14 protein-coding genes are annotated in these 15,238 nt (G+C 62.7%); 7 read left to right on the top strand and 7 right to left on the bottom strand.

All coding sequences use genetic code 11. The features are described 5' to 3' along the window. Window positions 1-16: 16 nt before the first annotated feature. From ASF04_RS19425 to ASF04_RS19405, 5 genes are all read right to left on the bottom strand, one after another. Complete coding sequence (locus ASF04_RS19425; protein WP_056145400.1) at window positions 17-1,567, bottom strand: TerC family protein; 1,551 nt, start codon at window positions 1,565-1,567, stop codon at window positions 17-19. A gap of 263 nt (window positions 1,568-1,830) precedes the next feature. Then, entirely contained in the window at window positions 1,831-4,029 is a 2,199-nt protein-coding gene (gene paoC, locus ASF04_RS19420) for an aldehyde oxidoreductase molybdenum-binding subunit PaoC (RefSeq protein ID WP_056145397.1), read from the bottom strand. A gap of 3 nt (window positions 4,030-4,032) precedes the next feature. After that, complete coding sequence (locus ASF04_RS19415) at window positions 4,033-4,986, bottom strand: xanthine dehydrogenase family protein subunit M (RefSeq protein WP_056145394.1); 954 nt, start codon at window positions 4,984-4,986, stop codon at window positions 4,033-4,035. Continuing rightward, the gene (gene paoA / locus ASF04_RS19410) at window positions 4,983-5,657 is read right to left on the bottom strand and encodes an aldehyde dehydrogenase iron-sulfur subunit PaoA (protein ID WP_373922148.1); all 675 of its coding nucleotides are present in this window, start codon (window positions 5,655-5,657) and stop codon (window positions 4,983-4,985) included. Before paoA ends, ASF04_RS19415 begins: the two co-directional genes overlap by 4 nt. Before the next feature lie 133 nt (window positions 5,658-5,790). Beyond that, the gene (locus ASF04_RS19405; protein ID WP_056145390.1) at window positions 5,791-6,621 is read right to left on the bottom strand and encodes a ferritin-like domain-containing protein; all 831 of its coding nucleotides are present in this window, start codon (window positions 6,619-6,621) and stop codon (window positions 5,791-5,793) included. 199 nt (window positions 6,622-6,820) lie between these two features. Here ASF04_RS19405 and ASF04_RS19400 point away from each other — a divergent pair, with 199 nt between their 5' ends. The 7 genes from ASF04_RS19400 (at window position 6,821) to ASF04_RS19370 (ending at window position 12,652) form a co-directional block, all read left to right on the top strand. Next, complete coding sequence (locus ASF04_RS19400) at window positions 6,821-7,339, top strand: PRC-barrel domain-containing protein (protein WP_056145386.1); 519 nt, start codon at window positions 6,821-6,823, stop codon at window positions 7,337-7,339. Window positions 7,340-7,460: 121 nt separating this feature from the next. Beyond that, window positions 7,461-8,891 carry a circularly permuted type 2 ATP-grasp protein gene (locus tag ASF04_RS19395; RefSeq protein ID WP_056145383.1) on the top strand — a complete coding sequence of 477 codons (1,431 nt, stop codon included), beginning with the start codon at window positions 7,461-7,463 and terminating at the stop codon, window positions 8,889-8,891. Window positions 8,892-8,901: 10 nt separating this feature from the next. Further along, entirely contained in the window at window positions 8,902-9,855 is a 954-nt protein-coding gene (locus tag ASF04_RS19390) for an alpha-E domain-containing protein (RefSeq protein WP_019921121.1), read from the top strand. Between the two features lie 14 nt (window positions 9,856-9,869). Continuing rightward, the gene (locus tag ASF04_RS19385; protein ID WP_056145381.1) at window positions 9,870-10,673 is read left to right on the top strand and encodes a transglutaminase family protein; all 804 of its coding nucleotides are present in this window, start codon (window positions 9,870-9,872) and stop codon (window positions 10,671-10,673) included. Between the two features lie 58 nt (window positions 10,674-10,731). Beyond that, a complete protein-coding gene (locus ASF04_RS19380) occupies window positions 10,732-11,607 on the top strand; it encodes a proteasome-type protease (RefSeq protein ID WP_056145378.1) in 876 nt (291 codons plus the stop codon). Window positions 11,608-11,701: 94 nt separating this feature from the next. Continuing rightward, window positions 11,702-12,082, top strand: coding sequence for an Hpt domain-containing protein (locus tag ASF04_RS19375; RefSeq protein WP_056145375.1), 381 nt, complete (start codon window positions 11,702-11,704; stop codon window positions 12,080-12,082). Between the two features lie 219 nt (window positions 12,083-12,301). Beyond that, the gene (locus ASF04_RS19370; protein WP_056145373.1) at window positions 12,302-12,652 is read left to right on the top strand and encodes a hypothetical protein; all 351 of its coding nucleotides are present in this window, start codon (window positions 12,302-12,304) and stop codon (window positions 12,650-12,652) included. 58 nt (window positions 12,653-12,710) lie between these two features. Here ASF04_RS19370 and ASF04_RS19365 read toward each other — a convergent pair whose 3' ends face one another. Together ASF04_RS19365 and ASF04_RS19360 are read right to left on the bottom strand one after the other, a co-directional pair. Further along, on the bottom strand, window positions 12,711-13,796 hold the full coding sequence (locus tag ASF04_RS19365; protein ID WP_056145370.1) for an SDR family oxidoreductase: 1,086 nt from the start codon (window positions 13,794-13,796) through the stop codon (window positions 12,711-12,713). Further along, the gene (locus ASF04_RS19360; RefSeq protein ID WP_056145367.1) at window positions 13,796-15,076 is read right to left on the bottom strand and encodes a nucleotide sugar dehydrogenase; all 1,281 of its coding nucleotides are present in this window, start codon (window positions 15,074-15,076) and stop codon (window positions 13,796-13,798) included. Before ASF04_RS19360 ends, ASF04_RS19365 begins: the two co-directional genes overlap by 1 nt. Window positions 15,077-15,238 lie beyond the last annotated feature (162 nt).

Below are 15,238 nucleotides of genomic sequence, written 5' to 3'. Positions count from 1 at the left end.
ATTGCGGGGATTTTTTTTACGCGTTATCGGCCTGCGGTTCTACCCGGCTGATCAGCACCGTGGCAATCCTGCGCTCCAGCAGTTCCGCCACCTCGAAGCGCAATCCATCGACCTCGATGGCCTGGCCCAGCTCCGGCAAGGCGCCGAATTGTTCCAGCATGAAGCCACCCAGTGACGCGTAGTCGTCGGTCTCGCTGACCAGCGCATCGGTCTCCAGCACTTGCTGCAAGTGGTGCAGGTCGGCGCTGCCGGCTACGCGCCAGCGGCCCGGGCCTTCCACTTGCACTTCCGGTTGCTCGTCCTCGTCCGGGAACTCGCCGGCGATCGCTTCCAGGATGTCGATCGGCGTGACCAGGCCCACGATGGTGCCGTACTCGTCGGCGATCAGCACCAGTTGGCGCGAGCGCTTGAGGGTTTCCATCACTTTCAGCACGCCACCTGCTTCGGGCATGATGATCGGTGCGCGCACGTATTCGTCGGTGATTTCCTGGCCGGCGGCCAGGCAGGCCACCAGGTCCTTGGCGCGCACGATGCCCACCACGTTGTCGAGCTGGCCCCGGCTGACCGGGAAGAAGCTGTGCGGCGTTTCCAGCAACTGGCCCTGGATGGTGGCGCTGTCCTGGTCCAGGTCGATCCACGAAATGTCGGAACGGTTGGTCATGATGGACCGGATCGAGCGCTGCGACAGGCTCAGCACACCGCTGACCATATTGCGTTCCTGTTCTTCAAATGCAGGCAATTCGACGGTGTCGCTGGGCTCCTCAGGCTCAACACCTGCTGCTGCACGCTTCTTGCCGCCCAGCAGGCGCAATACAGCGTCGGCCGTACGGTCGCGCAGCGCGATATGCGCGTCCTTGCGCAGAAAGTTGCGGCGCGCCAGCTGGTTGAGGAACTCGATCACGACCGAGAAACCGATCGCTGCGTACAGATAACCTTTGGGGATGTGGAAGCCCAGGCCTTCGGCGATCAGGCTCAAGCCCACCATCAGCAGGAAGCTCAGGCACAACACCACCACGGTCGGGTGGGCGTTGACGAAACGCGTCAGCGGTTTCGACGCCAGCACCATCACGGCCATCGAGATCACCACGGCGGCCATCATCACGCCCAGTTGCTCGACCATGCCGACAGCCGTGATCACGGCGTCGAGGGAGAACACGGCGTCGAGCACGACGATTTGCGCCACGACCGCGCCAAAGCTCGCGTATTCGCGGTTGCCGGTGTGAACGTGGACCTTCCCCTCGACCCGCTCGTGCAGCTCGGTAGTAGCCTTGAACAGCAGGAACAGGCCACCCAACAGCAGGATCAGGTCACGGCCGGAGAACGGTTGCGAGGCTATGTGGAACAGCGGCTCGGTCAGGGTGACCAGCCAGGACATGACAGACAGCAAGCCGAGGCGCATGACCATCGCCAGGCTCAAACCGATCAGCCTTGCCTTGTCGCGCTGCTCGGGCGCGAGTTTGTCCGCGAGAATTGCTATGAATATCAGGTTATCAATACCGAGAACGATTTCGAGTACGATAAGTGCGAACAAGCCGACCCAAATGTTTGGGTCGAATAGCCATTCCATGCCTTGCCTTCCAGAGTTAAGAGGAGGCCATTGTAATCGATTATCTCGATAAGACTACTTATCCCTGGTGTATGAAACCGTGGACATTTTCGGTCAAGATGGGTGTATCGCCCACCTTTCTGACTTGAATCTTGTTCAAAGTGACATTGTTGACGTGGATATTGCGCACGTAGCCGCCACGCCGCTCGTTGGTTTTGACGACCAGCATAGCCCGTCATTCCCGCAAAAGCGGGAATGACGGATGGGCGGCTAGCGGTCGCTGGTCACGCCTGCTGCGGCAACTTGTCGATCAGCTTGTCGAGCGTGATCGGATATTCTCGCACGCGCACACCGGTAGCGTTATAGATGGCGTTGGCGATCGCCGCCCCTACCCCGCAAATACCGAGTTCGCCGACACCCTTGGCCTTCATCGGCGACGACATCGGGTCGGTTTCGTTAAGGAAGATCACGTCCTGGTGCGGAATGTCGGCATGGACCGGTACTTCGTAGCCGGCCAGGTCGTGGTTGACGAAGAAGCCACGGCGGTGGTCCACCACCAGGTCTTCCATCAAGGCAGCACCCGCGCCCATGGTCATGGCGCCGATGACCTGGCTGCGGGCCGACTTGGGGTTGAGGATGCGGCCGGCTGCGCAGACGGCCAGCATGCGGCGGATGCGGGTTTCGCCGGTGTCGGCATCGACTCCCACTTCGACGAAGTGCGCGCCGAACGTCGATTGCTGGAATTTCTTGTCCAGGTCGCCAAACTCGATGCTGTCCTCGGCCATGATATCGCCACTTTCGGCGGCCTTGGCCAGGGTGGCCGTCTTGCCGCCGCCGCGCACCGAGCCATCGGCAAATTCCGCGTCTGCCGGCAGGCCCAGTTTTTGCGCCACGGCCTCGCGCAGCTTGACGCAGGCGGCGTACACGCCGGCGGTGGAGCTGTTGCCGCCCCACTGCCCGCCCGAGCCGGCCGAGACCGGGAAATCGGAGTCGCCAAGCTTGACCACGACCTTGTCGATGGTAACGCCCATCATTTCAGCGGCGGTCTGGGCGATGATGGTGTAGCTCCCGGTGCCGATGTCGGTCATGTCGGTTTCGACCGTGATGATGCCCTTGCTGTCGAGTTTGACGCGCGCGCCCGACTTCATGACGATGTTATTGCGGAAAGCAGATGCGACACCGTAGCCGATCAGCCAGCGGCCATCTCGCACCTGGCCCGGCTGGGCGTTGCGCTTGTCCCAGCCGAAGCGCTCGGAACCCACGCGCATGCACTCGACAAAGCGGCGTTGCGAGAACTTGCGCTCGCGCTTGGCCGGATCATGGGTGATGTCGTTGATGATACGGAAGCGCACCGGATCCATTTTCAGCTTTTCGGCCAGCTCGTCGATCGCCACTTCCAGCGCCATCAGGCCCGGCGCTTCGCCCGGGGCGCGCATGGCGTTGCCTTCGGGGAGATTGAGAACAGCTAAGCGCATTTTGGTCATGCGGTTGGCGCCGGCATACAGCAGCTTGGTCTGGGCGGTGGCGGTTTCCGGTTGACCTTCGGGCAGGTCGCCGGACCAGCTTTCGTGGCCGATGGCGGTGATCTTGCCCTCGCGGCTGGCGCCGATGCGCAGGCGCTGGATGGTGGCCGGGCGGTGCGTGGTGTTGTTGAACATGAACGGCCGTGGCAGGGTCAGCTTGACCGGGCGGCCGGCCGCCTTGGCGCCGAGCGCCGCCAGCACGGCCTCGCAGCGCACGAACAGCTTGCCGCCGAAGCCGCCGCCGATGTAAGGCGACACCAGCCGCACCTGGTCCTTGGACAGGCCGAGAGTCTTGGCAACATCGCCCTGGCCCCAGGCGATCATCTGGTTCGAGGTCCAGATGGTGACCTTGTCGCCATCCCATTTGGCGATCGACGCGTGCGGTTCCATCATCGCGTGCGACTGGTCGGGCGTGGTGTAGGTAAGGTCGATTTTGACCGGCGCCGCTTTGAAGGCGCCGTCGAAGTCGCCAACCTTGGTATCGGCGTTTTCCTTGTCCTTGTGCGGCTTGGCGGTGTCCTTCACCTTGGCCAGCTCATAGGCGCCTGCGCTTTCGGCGTATTTCACTTGCACCAGCTGGGCGGCGGCGCGCGCCTGTTCCCAGGTGTCGGCCACGACCACGGCGACGGCCTGGTGATAGTGTTCGACGTCTGGACCGGCCAGCAGGTGGGCGGTGTTCATCTTGCCCTTGCCCAGCTTGCCGGCATTTTCGTAAGTGACGATGGCCAGCACGCCCGGCGATTTGCGGGCAGCAGCCAGGTCGATCGCCGTAATCTTGCCCTTGGCGATAGACGAACCGACCACGTAGCCGTAGGCGGCATTCGGCGCCACCGCGTGCTGCTCGTAGGCATACGGCGCGGTGCCGGTAGTTTTCATGGGGCCGTCGATGCGGTCGAGCGGCTTGCCGACGACCTTCAGCTGGTCGATCGGATTGGTGGTAGCGGGAGTGGTAAATTTCATGGCTTAGGCTTTCTTCGCTTCCGCCAGCACGGCGGAGATCGTGCGCTGGACCAGGGTGATCTTGAAGGCGTTGTCTTCGGTGGTGCGGGCGCCGGCCAGCAACTGGTCGGCCACGGCCTTGCCGCCTTGCGCCACGCTGGAGTCCGCCGCCGGCAAACGCCACGGCTTGTGGGCGACACCGCCGAGGGCCACGCGGCCGGTGCCGTCCGGCAGCACCACGGCCGCCACCGAAATCAGCGCGAATGCGTACGACGAGCGGTCGCGCACCTTGCGGTAATAGTGCTTGCCGCCCAGCGGCTTGGGCAAGGTCACCGCCGTGATCAGTTCGCCCGGTTCAAGCGCGGTCTCGATGTGCGGCGTGTTGCCCGGCAGACGGTGGAAGTCAGCCATGGCGATGGTGCGGGTGGCGCCGTCGGCTTTCACGGTTTCCACGCGCGCATCGAGCAATTGCATGGCCACGGCCATGTCGCTCGGGTGGGTGGCAATGCAGGCATCGCTGGTGCCGACGACCGCGTGCTGGCGCGAAAAGCCGCCGATGGCCGAGCAGCCACTGCCCGGTTGACGCTTGTTGCACGCCTGGTTGGTGTCGTAGAAGTATGGGCAGCGCGTGCGTTGCAGCAGGTTGCCGGCCGTGGTGGCCTTGTTGCGCAACTGCGCCGAGGCACCCGCCAGCAAGGCGCGCGACAGCACGGCGTAGTCACGCCGCACGCGCTGGTCGGCGGCAAGATCAGTGTTACGGACCAGCGCGCCGATGCGCAGGCCGCCTTCTTTTGTCGCTTCGATCTTGTCGAAGCCGATGCCGTTGACGTCCACCAGGTGCGTGGGCGCCTCGATTTCGAGCTTCATCAGGTCGAGCAAGTTGGTGCCGCCGGCGATGAATTTCGCATTCGGTTGGCGGGCAATCGCGGCCGCTGCTTCAGCCGGGGTCCTGGCGCGTTCGTAGCTAAAGGCTTTCATGCGCGGCTCCCGGCGACGTCGTTGATGGCGTCGATGATGTTGGAGTACGCGCCACAGCGACAGATATTACCGCTCATGCGCTCACGCAGTTCCTCGCTGCTGAGTAGCGGCTTGGTGTTAAGGTCGGCGGTGACGTGGCTCGGGATGCCCTGTTTGATTTCCTCGATGGCCGAGATGGCCGAACAGATCTGGCCGGGGGTACAGTAGCCGCACTGGTAGCCATCGTGCTTGACGAACGCCGCTTGCATCGGGTGCAATTTGTCGGGCGTGCCCAGGCCTTCGATGGTGGTGATCTTGTCGCCGTCGTGCATCACGGCCAGCGACAGGCAGGAGTTGATGCGCCGTCCTTCGACGATGACGGTGCAGGCGCCGCACTGGCCATGGTCGCACCCCTTCTTGGTGCCGGTCAGGTGCATGTTTTCACGCAGTACGTCGAGCAAGGTGGTGCGGGTATCGACGTCCACCGCACGCGACTGGCCATTGACCACCAGCGTGACCTTGTTGATCACGGGGGCGGCAGCCGCTTGCGCCGCGCCGCCATTGCCGCCGCCGGAGTTGCTGTTGTTTTGAGCGCCGGTCACCGACGGAACGGCGGCAGTAGTGGCGGTAATGGCGCCTGCGATCAGCAGGTCGCGCCGGGTGATTTTTACATCGCTAAGGTCGTTCATCATCGATTCGTCCTGTGGCTAGATTGTGAGTAATGATTCATCGACGACTTGTGGCCGGATGAGTCAAAGCATCTTAATCGCATTATCAGGACGACATCCGCACTGTTGACTGCAGGTTAGTGCGGCTTACGTGATACTACTTATTGGCGCAAAGGTCGGCGATTTCCTCTTCCGTAAAACCGGCCTGGCGGCGCGCTTCGAGATTGAACGGGCCACGCGGCACCGGCGCCCAGTATTCCTCGCACAGCGCGGCGAACGTCGCGCGCGGCTCCAGCCCGCGCTGGTGGCACAGGTGGCGGTACCAGCGGTTGCCGATCTCGACGTGGCCGATTTCGTCGTCCAGGATAATGTCGAGAATGGCAGCGGCCTGCAAGTCGCCGGCCTGGGCGATCTTGGCGCGCATCGGCGGATTGGCGTCCAGCCCCCGCGCTTCCAGCACGCGTGGCACCAGGGCCATGCGCGCCAGCGCGTCGCCGGTGGTCTTGGCCACCATTTCCCACAGGCTGCCGTGGGCGGTGAAGTCGCCGTAGGCATAGCCGAGCGTCACCAGGTGCGCGGCCACCAGCGAAAAGTGCAGCGATTCCTCTTGCGCCACTTTCAGCCAATCGGTGTAGTAGGCAGCAGGCAGATCGGGGAACCGCCACAGCGCATCGAGCGCCAGGTTGATGGCGTTGAATTCGATGTGGGCCAGCGCGTGGATCAGCATGGCGCGCCCTTCCACCGTGTTCATCGAACGCTTGCCCAGTGCTGACGGCAGCACCAGTTCCGGCAAGTCCGGGCGACCTGGTATCGGCCGGTCGGCCGGCGCTTGAAGCTGCGCGGCGGGATCGGGCGCGCAGCTGCCGGCACGAACGGCTGCGGCCAGGGCGTTGACGGCGGCGACTTTCTCGAACGGGTCCGATTGCAGCAGGCAGTGCAAGGCGCGGGTGCGCAGTTCGGCGCTGTGAGCGTATGGGGGCAAGGACATGAAAATACGGGAGAGCAAAGGCACGAGTGTAGCATCTTGCTATGTGCCTCAGTTACTCATCCTGGTCCTACAGTCGTGCCGCGCGTGCACCTATAGCCGTCTCGGCGAGCTCACCGCATCATCGGTCCTGTGCTGCGCTACACACCCGGCGGAAAGCGCCGGAAGCCAGCGTGTATCCCCCAACCATCAGGAGACCACCATGAGCTACCTCGACCGCGACACCTACGGCATTTACAACACCGATTATGCAGACATCGACAACGGCCCCGGCCCGCGTCTGATGGGCGCCGACACCCTCATCGGCGAAGACGTGTACAACCTGCAGGAAGAAGACCTGGGCGACATCAAGGAAATCATGCTCGACATGCGCCAGGGTAATGTGGCCTACGCCGTGTTGTCGTTCGGCGGCTGGCTGGGCATGGGCGACAAGCTGTTTGCGGTGCCATGGGAAGCGCTGCAACTCGACACCGTCAACAAGCGCTTCCTGCTCAACGTGTCGAAAGACCACCTGAAGAACGCTCCCGGCTTCGACAAGGACAATTGGCCCGACATGGCCAGCTCCGAATTCTCCACCCAGATTCACGATTTCTATGGCACCCAGCAAGCCATGCCCGGCGGCCGTACCGCCAGCGGCAGCGTGATGAGCGCCGGCAACGGCAGCCTGCAGAGCGATCCCGGCTATTCGAGCAGCCGTGGTTCGGGACTTGGCAACCTGTAAGTCTTAAAATTACCACCGAAAAAGCACGCGCTGGTCGCGTGCTTTTTTTATGCACCATAATCGTGCGGGTCTTCTGGCATGTTTCTTGATATAACTGCACTCAACAGGGGGAAGTTATATTATGGGAAAATTTTTCAATGAAATGACCGCAGATGGCCTGGCACACAACGCCAGCGCCGAGGTGCGTGAGCATTACCGTGAGTTTTGTGGCTGGCTGCAACGCCAGTCGCCCGATACCATCGAACGCAAGCGGGCGGAGGCGGATCTGACCTTCCGCCGGGTGGGTATTACTTTTGCCGTCTACGGCGACGACGCCGGCACCGAACGGCTGATTCCGTTCGACACCATCCCCCGCATCATCACCGCTGCCGAATGGAAGCAGATGGAGGCCGGCCTGGTGCAGCGCGTTAAAGCGCTCAATATGTTTATCCATGATATTTATCATGACCAGAATATCGTCAAGGCCGGCCTGATCCCGGCAGAGCAGATCTACAAGAACGCCCAGTATCGACCGGAAATGCAAGGCATCAATGTCGCCTCCGACATCTACGCCCATATTGCCGGGGTCGATATCGTGCGCGCCGGCGAAGGCGAGTTTTACGTGTTGGAGGACAATTTACGGGTGCCGTCCGGCGTGTCGTACATGCTGGAAGACCGCAAGATGATGATGCGCTTGTTCCCGGAGTTGTTCGCGCGCAACAAAATTGCACCGGTCGATCATTATCCAGACATGCTGCTCGACAACTTGCGCTCGGTCGCGCCGATGGGCATTACCGACCCGGTGGTGGTGGTAATGACCCCCGGCATGTACAACTCGGCCTACTTCGAACACGCGTTCCTGGCCCAGCAGATGGGCGTGGAACTGGTCGAGGGCAAGGATTTGTTTGTCAGCGATAACACGGTCTTCATGCGCACCACGCGCGGCCCCAAGCGGGTCGATGTGATTTACCGCCGCCTGGACGACGATTTCCTCGATCCGCTGGCGTTCCGTCCCGATTCTTCGCTGGGCGTGCCCGGTTTGCTGTCAGTGTACCGCGCCGGCCGCGTTACCCTGGCCAATGCGATCGGTACCGGCGTGGCCGACGACAAGTCGATTTACCCGTTCGTGCCCGACATGATCAAGTTTTACCTGTCGGAAGAACCGATCCTCAACAACGTACCGACGTACCAGTGTCGCAAGAAAGAGGATCTGGCGTACACGCTGGCCAACCTGCCCGACCTGGTGGTCAAGGAAGTGCACGGCGCCGGCGGCTACGGCATGCTGGTAGGACCGGCCTCGACCAAGCAGCAGATCGAAGACTTCCGGGCCCGCCTGCTGGCCAACCCCAACGGCTATATCGCCCAGCCCACGCTGGCCCTGTCGGCCTGCCCGACGTATGTGGAGGACGGCATCGCGCCGCGCCATATCGACTTGCGGCCGTTCGTGTTGTCTGGCAAGACCATTTCGATGGTACCCGGCGGCCTGACGCGCGTGGCCTTGCAGGAAGGCTCGCTGGTGGTGAACTCGTCGCAAGGCGGCGGCACCAAGGATACCTGGATTTTGGAACGCTAAGGAGACACCCATGTTAAGCCGCACCGCCGACCACCTGTTCTGGATGGCGCGCTACACCGAGCGCGCCGAGAACACCGCCCGCATGTTGGACGTCAATGTGCAAACCTGCATGTTGCCGCAGTCCGATGAAGATAACGCCCAGGTCTGGCGCGCCCTGCTCGGTATTTCCGAACTGGAGCACCGCTTTGCCGAGCACTACGATGTACTCGGTGCACGCGAAGTCATCGACTTCATGGTGCGCGATCCCGCCAATCCGTCTTCGGTGGTTTCGTGCCTGACCGAAGCGCGCGAAAACGCCCGCGCCGTGCGTGGCACGCTGACCACCGAGGTCTGGGAAACCCAGAACCAGACCTGGCTTGACATGCAGAAAATGCTGAAGACCAATATGCTGGAAGACGACCCGAGCAAGTTTTTCGAATGGGTCAAGTACCGCTCGCACCTGTCGCGCGGCGTCACGCTGGGCACCATGTTGCGCGACGAGGCCGTGCATTTCATCCGCCTGGGCACCTTCCTGGAGCGGGCCGACAACACGGCGCGCATCCTCGACGTCAAGTTCCACAGCGGTACCGCCGCGCCGGCCGTGCGCGACGCCATGAACCAGCGCGATTTTTATTACTGGGGCGCGCTGCTGCGTTCGGTCTCGGGTTTCGAAATCTATCGCAAGGTGTACCGCGACGTGATCACCCCGGCGCGCATCGCCGAACTGCTGATGCTGCGTGCCGACATGCCGCGTTCGCTGCTGGCGTGCATGGACGAGGTGGTACACAACCTGGGCGAAGTGCGCAACGATGTGTCGGCCGATACCGAGCGCCTGGCCGGGCGCCTGCGCGCGGCGCTGCAGTTTTCCAAGATCGATGACATCCTCGAAGCTGGCCTGCACGACACCCTCACCCGCTTCCTGGCCGACATCAATCAGCTTGGCAATCGCGTCAGCCGCGATTTCCTGGTTCCCCTGGCGGCATGAACGAAAGGTAATCGATGCAATTGACCATACGGCACGAAACGCGCTATATCTATACGGCGCCGCTGGCCTATACCATCCAGCAACTGCACATGACGCCGCGCAAGGAGCCGCAGCAGCAGGTGCAGTCCTGGCACCTGAACGTGCCTGGTCATGTGCACGCTTACACCGACGCTTTTGGCAACCTGTCGCACATGATGACGATGGACACCCAGCACCGGGGGCTGGACATCGTCGCGTCGGGCATTGTCGAGACCACGGCCCCGCTCAAGGGCCGGGTGCCGAACGGCGATGCACTGTCGCCGCTGTTGTTTACCGCGCCTACCCGGCTGACCGAAGCCACGCCCGGCATTCTCGAGCTGGCCGCGTCGTGCCTGCCGGATGGCCGCGCGCAATCGCGTGACCTCATGAGTTTAGCCGAGCACATCTTTGGTGCAGTCAAGTATCAAAGCGGTGCAACGGCGGTCACGACCACTGCCAGCGACGCGCTGGCGCTGGGCCAGGGCGTGTGCCAGGATCACGCTCACCTGTTCCTGGCCTGCTGCCATGCGCATGGCATTCCGGCGCGCTATGTGTCCGGTTACATCGATCCGGAAGACAGCGACCACGCGGCCAGCCATGCCTGGGTGGACGCCTGGGTGGAGGACAAGGATTATCACGGCTGGATCAGCATCGACGTTACCCATGCGCGCCTGATGACCGATGCGTATTGCCGGCTGGCGATCGGGCGCGACTATGACGGCGCAGCGCCGATACGCGGCGTGCGGCGCGGCGGCGGCATTGAATCGATGGAAGTGACAGTCGATATTTCTACCCGCTAGTGTCCGTGAAAGGTTGCTCGGTGTAAAATTAAACTGTTTTCATTAATCAAGATCCAACATGACTTATTGTGTGGCCATGCGCCTCGATGCCGGCCTGGTGTTTTTATCGGATTCGCGGACCAACGCGGGTGTGGACCAGGTGGGTACTTTCCGCAAGATGAGCGTCTTCGACGTCCCCGGCGACCGCACCATGGTCATGATGACCGCTGGTAACCTGTCGATCTCGCAATCGATCCGGCAACTGGTGGCCGATTATGTCAGCGCCGATGGCCGCAGCATCTGGAATGTCACCAGCATGTTCGAAGCGGCGCGCCTCCTCGGCGATGTGGTGCGGCGGGTGCACGAGCGCGATGCGAAAGCGCTGGCCGAGTTCGGCATCGACTTCAATGTCAGCATCATCCTTGGCGGCCAGATCGGGGCCGAGCGCTGCCGCCTGTTCCAGATTTATTCTGCAGGCAACTTCATCGAATCGCACGATGAAAATACCTATTTCCAGATCGGCGAGGCCAAGTATGGCAAGCCGATCATCGACCGCGTGATCACGCCTGCCACCAGCCTCGACGATGCTGCCAAGTGCGCGCTGATTTCGATGGATTCCACCTTGCGCTCGAACGTGTCGGTCGGCTTGCCGCTCGATTTGCTCGTGTATGAGCAAGGCGCGCTGGCCATTACCCACTTCGTCACCATCGACCAGCGCAACCAGTACTTCCAGATGATCCGCAACACCTGGGGCGACCAGCTCAAGCAAGTGTTCGAGGGACTCGACAAGCCGGTATGGGACGCCGCGCCCGACACCCGCGACAATGTGCTGCATGCCAGCACCGCGACGGGCAAGCCGATGCGCGTGCCGGCGCCTGCCGGCGTAGCGGTCGCCACCGCACTCAGGGTGCCACTGCAAACACTGGCGCAGCAGTTCAGCGACGGCCAGCAGTAGGGATCCCCATTAAATTGTAACAATGTGTGCACTGCCGCCCGGTGCGTCCTCGGCGGACCCGGGTATGATGTGCACTCAACCTCTGGAGTGACGCATGCCTGATACCCCCCGGTCACCTACCGACGACGACGTATTCTCGGTCGCCACGCTGCTCAAATACATGGGCAATGATGACAAGGCGCTGGCCATAGTCAGCAAGATCGTCCGCGATGCCTGCGCTCCGCGCCAGATGCCGCTCGACCAGGCCCGCGCAGCCATCGATGACGGCCGCCTGGCCGAAGCGGGCAAAATCTTCCACGGCCTGCGCGGCTCGGTGGGCAGCCTGGGCGCCAAGCGCCTGGTTGCCGCCTCGCTGGCGCTGGAACAGGCCCTCTCCGCGCGCGATACCGCTGGCATCCCTGCACTGCTGGACATCGTCGACGCTGAATATAACGCCGTACTGGCAGCAGGCGATGCTTGGCTCGCGCAACAGTGACTTTCGCCTGAAGGCGGTTGACGGCTTTAACGAATGGTTACAATTGTTACCCTAAGCCATCCTTGAAATCGTCAATGTTGAGAAATCTGCATGCTACTATCGCCATCGCTGGTCACGGATGGCAGCCTCTTTTGCTGTGCAAGCCGTGCGACGCCGTAGTGCGCCCGATTGTAAGATCGGGAAATCGAATGGCTTGCATCGAAGGGAATAGTCGAGCATATGGATTTATTCAACAAGTCTGGAGTGCTGGTGGCGTCGGTACTGGTAATGGTCGGTACCGCGATAGGCTGGCAGGCGCAGGAAAGCCCGATACCCGCTCCGACCAAGATTGAAGCCGTGGCCACGCGCATCGGCGACGCCGGCCACGTCGCCGCCGAGCGCAGGTTGCAGGAATGGGCCGACCTCGGCTCCCCGGTGGCCCAGCGCGAACTGGCGCTGCGTTACCTCTCCGATCCTGATAAACGCGACGAAGCGATGGACTTGTTCCAGCGTGCGGCCAATGGCGGCGATGCCCGTGCGGCCGGCCTGGTTGGCCTGGTACGCGCCGGCCCGGGCCACTTGCAGCGCTAGTCGGTCGAGTCGCCTGGTCCGACCAATCGCCGCGCCGCCCCAGGGCCGCGCGGTTTTTTTATGCGCGCCGGCCGTGGTCCAGTTGTTCGATATACCAGCGCAAGGCCTGGCGCAGGCCGCGCCGCAGGTCGTGGGTGGGTGCATAGCCGAGCAGGTCAGCGGCCTTGGTAATGTCGGCCTGTGAGTGGCGCACGTCGCCAGCGCGGAAACCGGCGTACACCGGCTGGAAGTCGCGCAGGTGGCCGTAGCGGTCCACCAGCAACTCCTGCAACAGCAGGTACAGCTCGTTGAGGCTGGTGCGACTGCCGAGCGCTACGTTGTACACCTGGTTGGCGGCAGCCGGCTGCTCGCCCAGCGCCGCCAGCAGGTTGGCTTGCACCACGTTGGCCACGTAGCAAAAATCACGGCTGCTGTCGCCGTCGCCATGGATGACGACCTGGCGCTGGCCGATCATGGCCGCAATCCATTGCGGTATCACGGCCGCATACGCGCCGCAAGGGTCCTGGCGCGGACCGAACACATTAAAGTACCGCAAGCCGATCGATTGCTGGCCATAGCTGCGCGCATACACTGCTGCGTACAGTTCGTTGACATGCTTGCTCACCGCGTAGGGCGACAGTGCCCGGCCGATATGCGGCTCCTGCTTGGGCAACGCCGGGTGGTCGCCGTAGGTGGCGCTCGACGCCGCATATACCACGCGCCGTGCGCCCGCCAGCCGCGCAGCGTCAAGCACGTTGAGGAAACCGCCGACATTGATGTCGTTGGTGAGCAGCGGATCCTCGAGCGAACGCGCCACCGAACCCAGCGCGGCCTGGTGCAGCACGAAGTCGGCCCGTTCGCAAACGCGGCGGCATACCACGGCGTCGCGAATATCGCCTTCGATCAGCTCGAAATTGCGCCAGATCGCAGGGCCGACCTGTTCGCGCACCTGCTCCAGGTTGTGGCGGTAGCCGGTGAGGAAATTATCGAGCCCCACTACCCGCTGCCCCAGTTCCAGCAGCGCTTGCAGCAGGTTGGAGCCGATGAAGCCGGCCGCGCCGGTCACCACCCAGCGGTACTGTTGCTGCGCCAGTTGCTCACGCACGCGCTGGTAGGCGCCGGTGGCGGGCGCGCCGTTTTCGTAGGCGTTGTCGTAGTCGTGCATTACAACCTCCACACGGACAGGCCGCTCTCGCGCAGCGTTGCTTCGTCGAACTGCGACTTGAGGTCGATGAAGCAGCCGGCCGGGGCGATCTTGTCGCGCACCTGGGCCAGCGGGCGCTCGCACAGTTCGCGGTGGGCCACCGCGGAAATCAGCGCCTCCGCGCACGGCAGTTCGTCCCAGCTCGACAGCTTGACGCCGTATTCGTGCATGGCTTCGGCGGCATCGGCCACCGGATCGTGCACGTGCACTTGCAGGCCGTACGATTCGAGTTCGCGGATCATATCGGCCACCTTGGAGTTGCGCAGGTCGGGGCAGTTTTCCTTGAAGGTCAGGCCCAGCACATTGACCCGGCAACCCTTGAGCTTGAAGCCGGCCTGCACCATCTGCTTGACGGTCTTCTCGGCCACGAACTTGGCCATGCCGTCGTTGATGCGGCGCCCGGCCAGGATCACGTGCGGATGGTAGCCGAGCATTTCGGCCTTGTGGGTCAGGTAATAGGGATCGACGCCGATGCAGTGGCCGCCCACCAGGCCCGGGCGGAACGGCAGGAAATTCCACTTGGTGCCGGCGGCCTGCAAGACTTCCAGCGTGTCGATCTCGAGCCGGTCAAAGATGATGGCCAGCTCGTTCATCAACGCGATATTGAGGTCGCGCTGGGTATTTTCAATGATCTTGGCCGCTTCGGCCACCTTGATGCTCGACGCCCGGTGCACGCCGGCATCGACCACCTGCTCGTACAACTGCGCCACGCGCTGCAGGGTGGCGTCGTCATCGCCCGAGACTACCTTGCGGATCGAGGTCAGCGTGTGTTCCTTGTCGCCGGGATTGATGCGTTCGGGCGAAAAGCCCACGTGAAAATCGCGCTTCCAGGTCAGGCCCGAGTGGTGCTCAAGCAGCGGGATGCAGATTTCCTCGGTGGCGCCCGGGTACACGGTCGATTCGTAGACGACGATCGCGCCCGGTTTCATGTAGCGCCCCACCGACTCGCTGGCGCCGACCAGCGCCGAAAAATCGGGGTTGTGGGCGCTGTCCACCGGCGTGGGCACGGCCACGATGATGACGTCGGCCTCGCCCAGGGCTGCCGGATCGCACCCCATTTCCAGCCAGCGCGAAGCCTGGAATTGCGCAGCGGTGACTTCGCCGGCGGGGTCGATGCCCATCCGGTAACTGGCGACCTTGCGCTCCGATAAATCGACACCGATGGTGCGCCGGCTGGCGCCGAACGCCACCGCCAGCGACAGCCCTACGTATCCCAATCCGACTACTGCAACCACTTCCATTTGGCACCTCGTCTGAAAAGCGTTGAATCCAGGCGGGTTTTCGACCCGTGTCTGGCCGATTCTACGGAGGGGTGCCGCCCCACCATTGAGGTGGCACAAACGGCCGTCCATTGCGGGAACCTCGAAACCTGCTGCGCGATGATCGCCACATCGGGCGCGATC

Source organism: Duganella sp. Leaf61 (assembly GCF_001421905.1).
GTDB lineage: Bacteria > Pseudomonadota > Gammaproteobacteria > Burkholderiales > Burkholderiaceae_D > Rugamonas > Rugamonas zoogloeoides.
The sequence above is the reverse complement of the archived record's forward strand: the minus strand, read 5'-3'. Positions and strand labels throughout refer to the sequence as shown.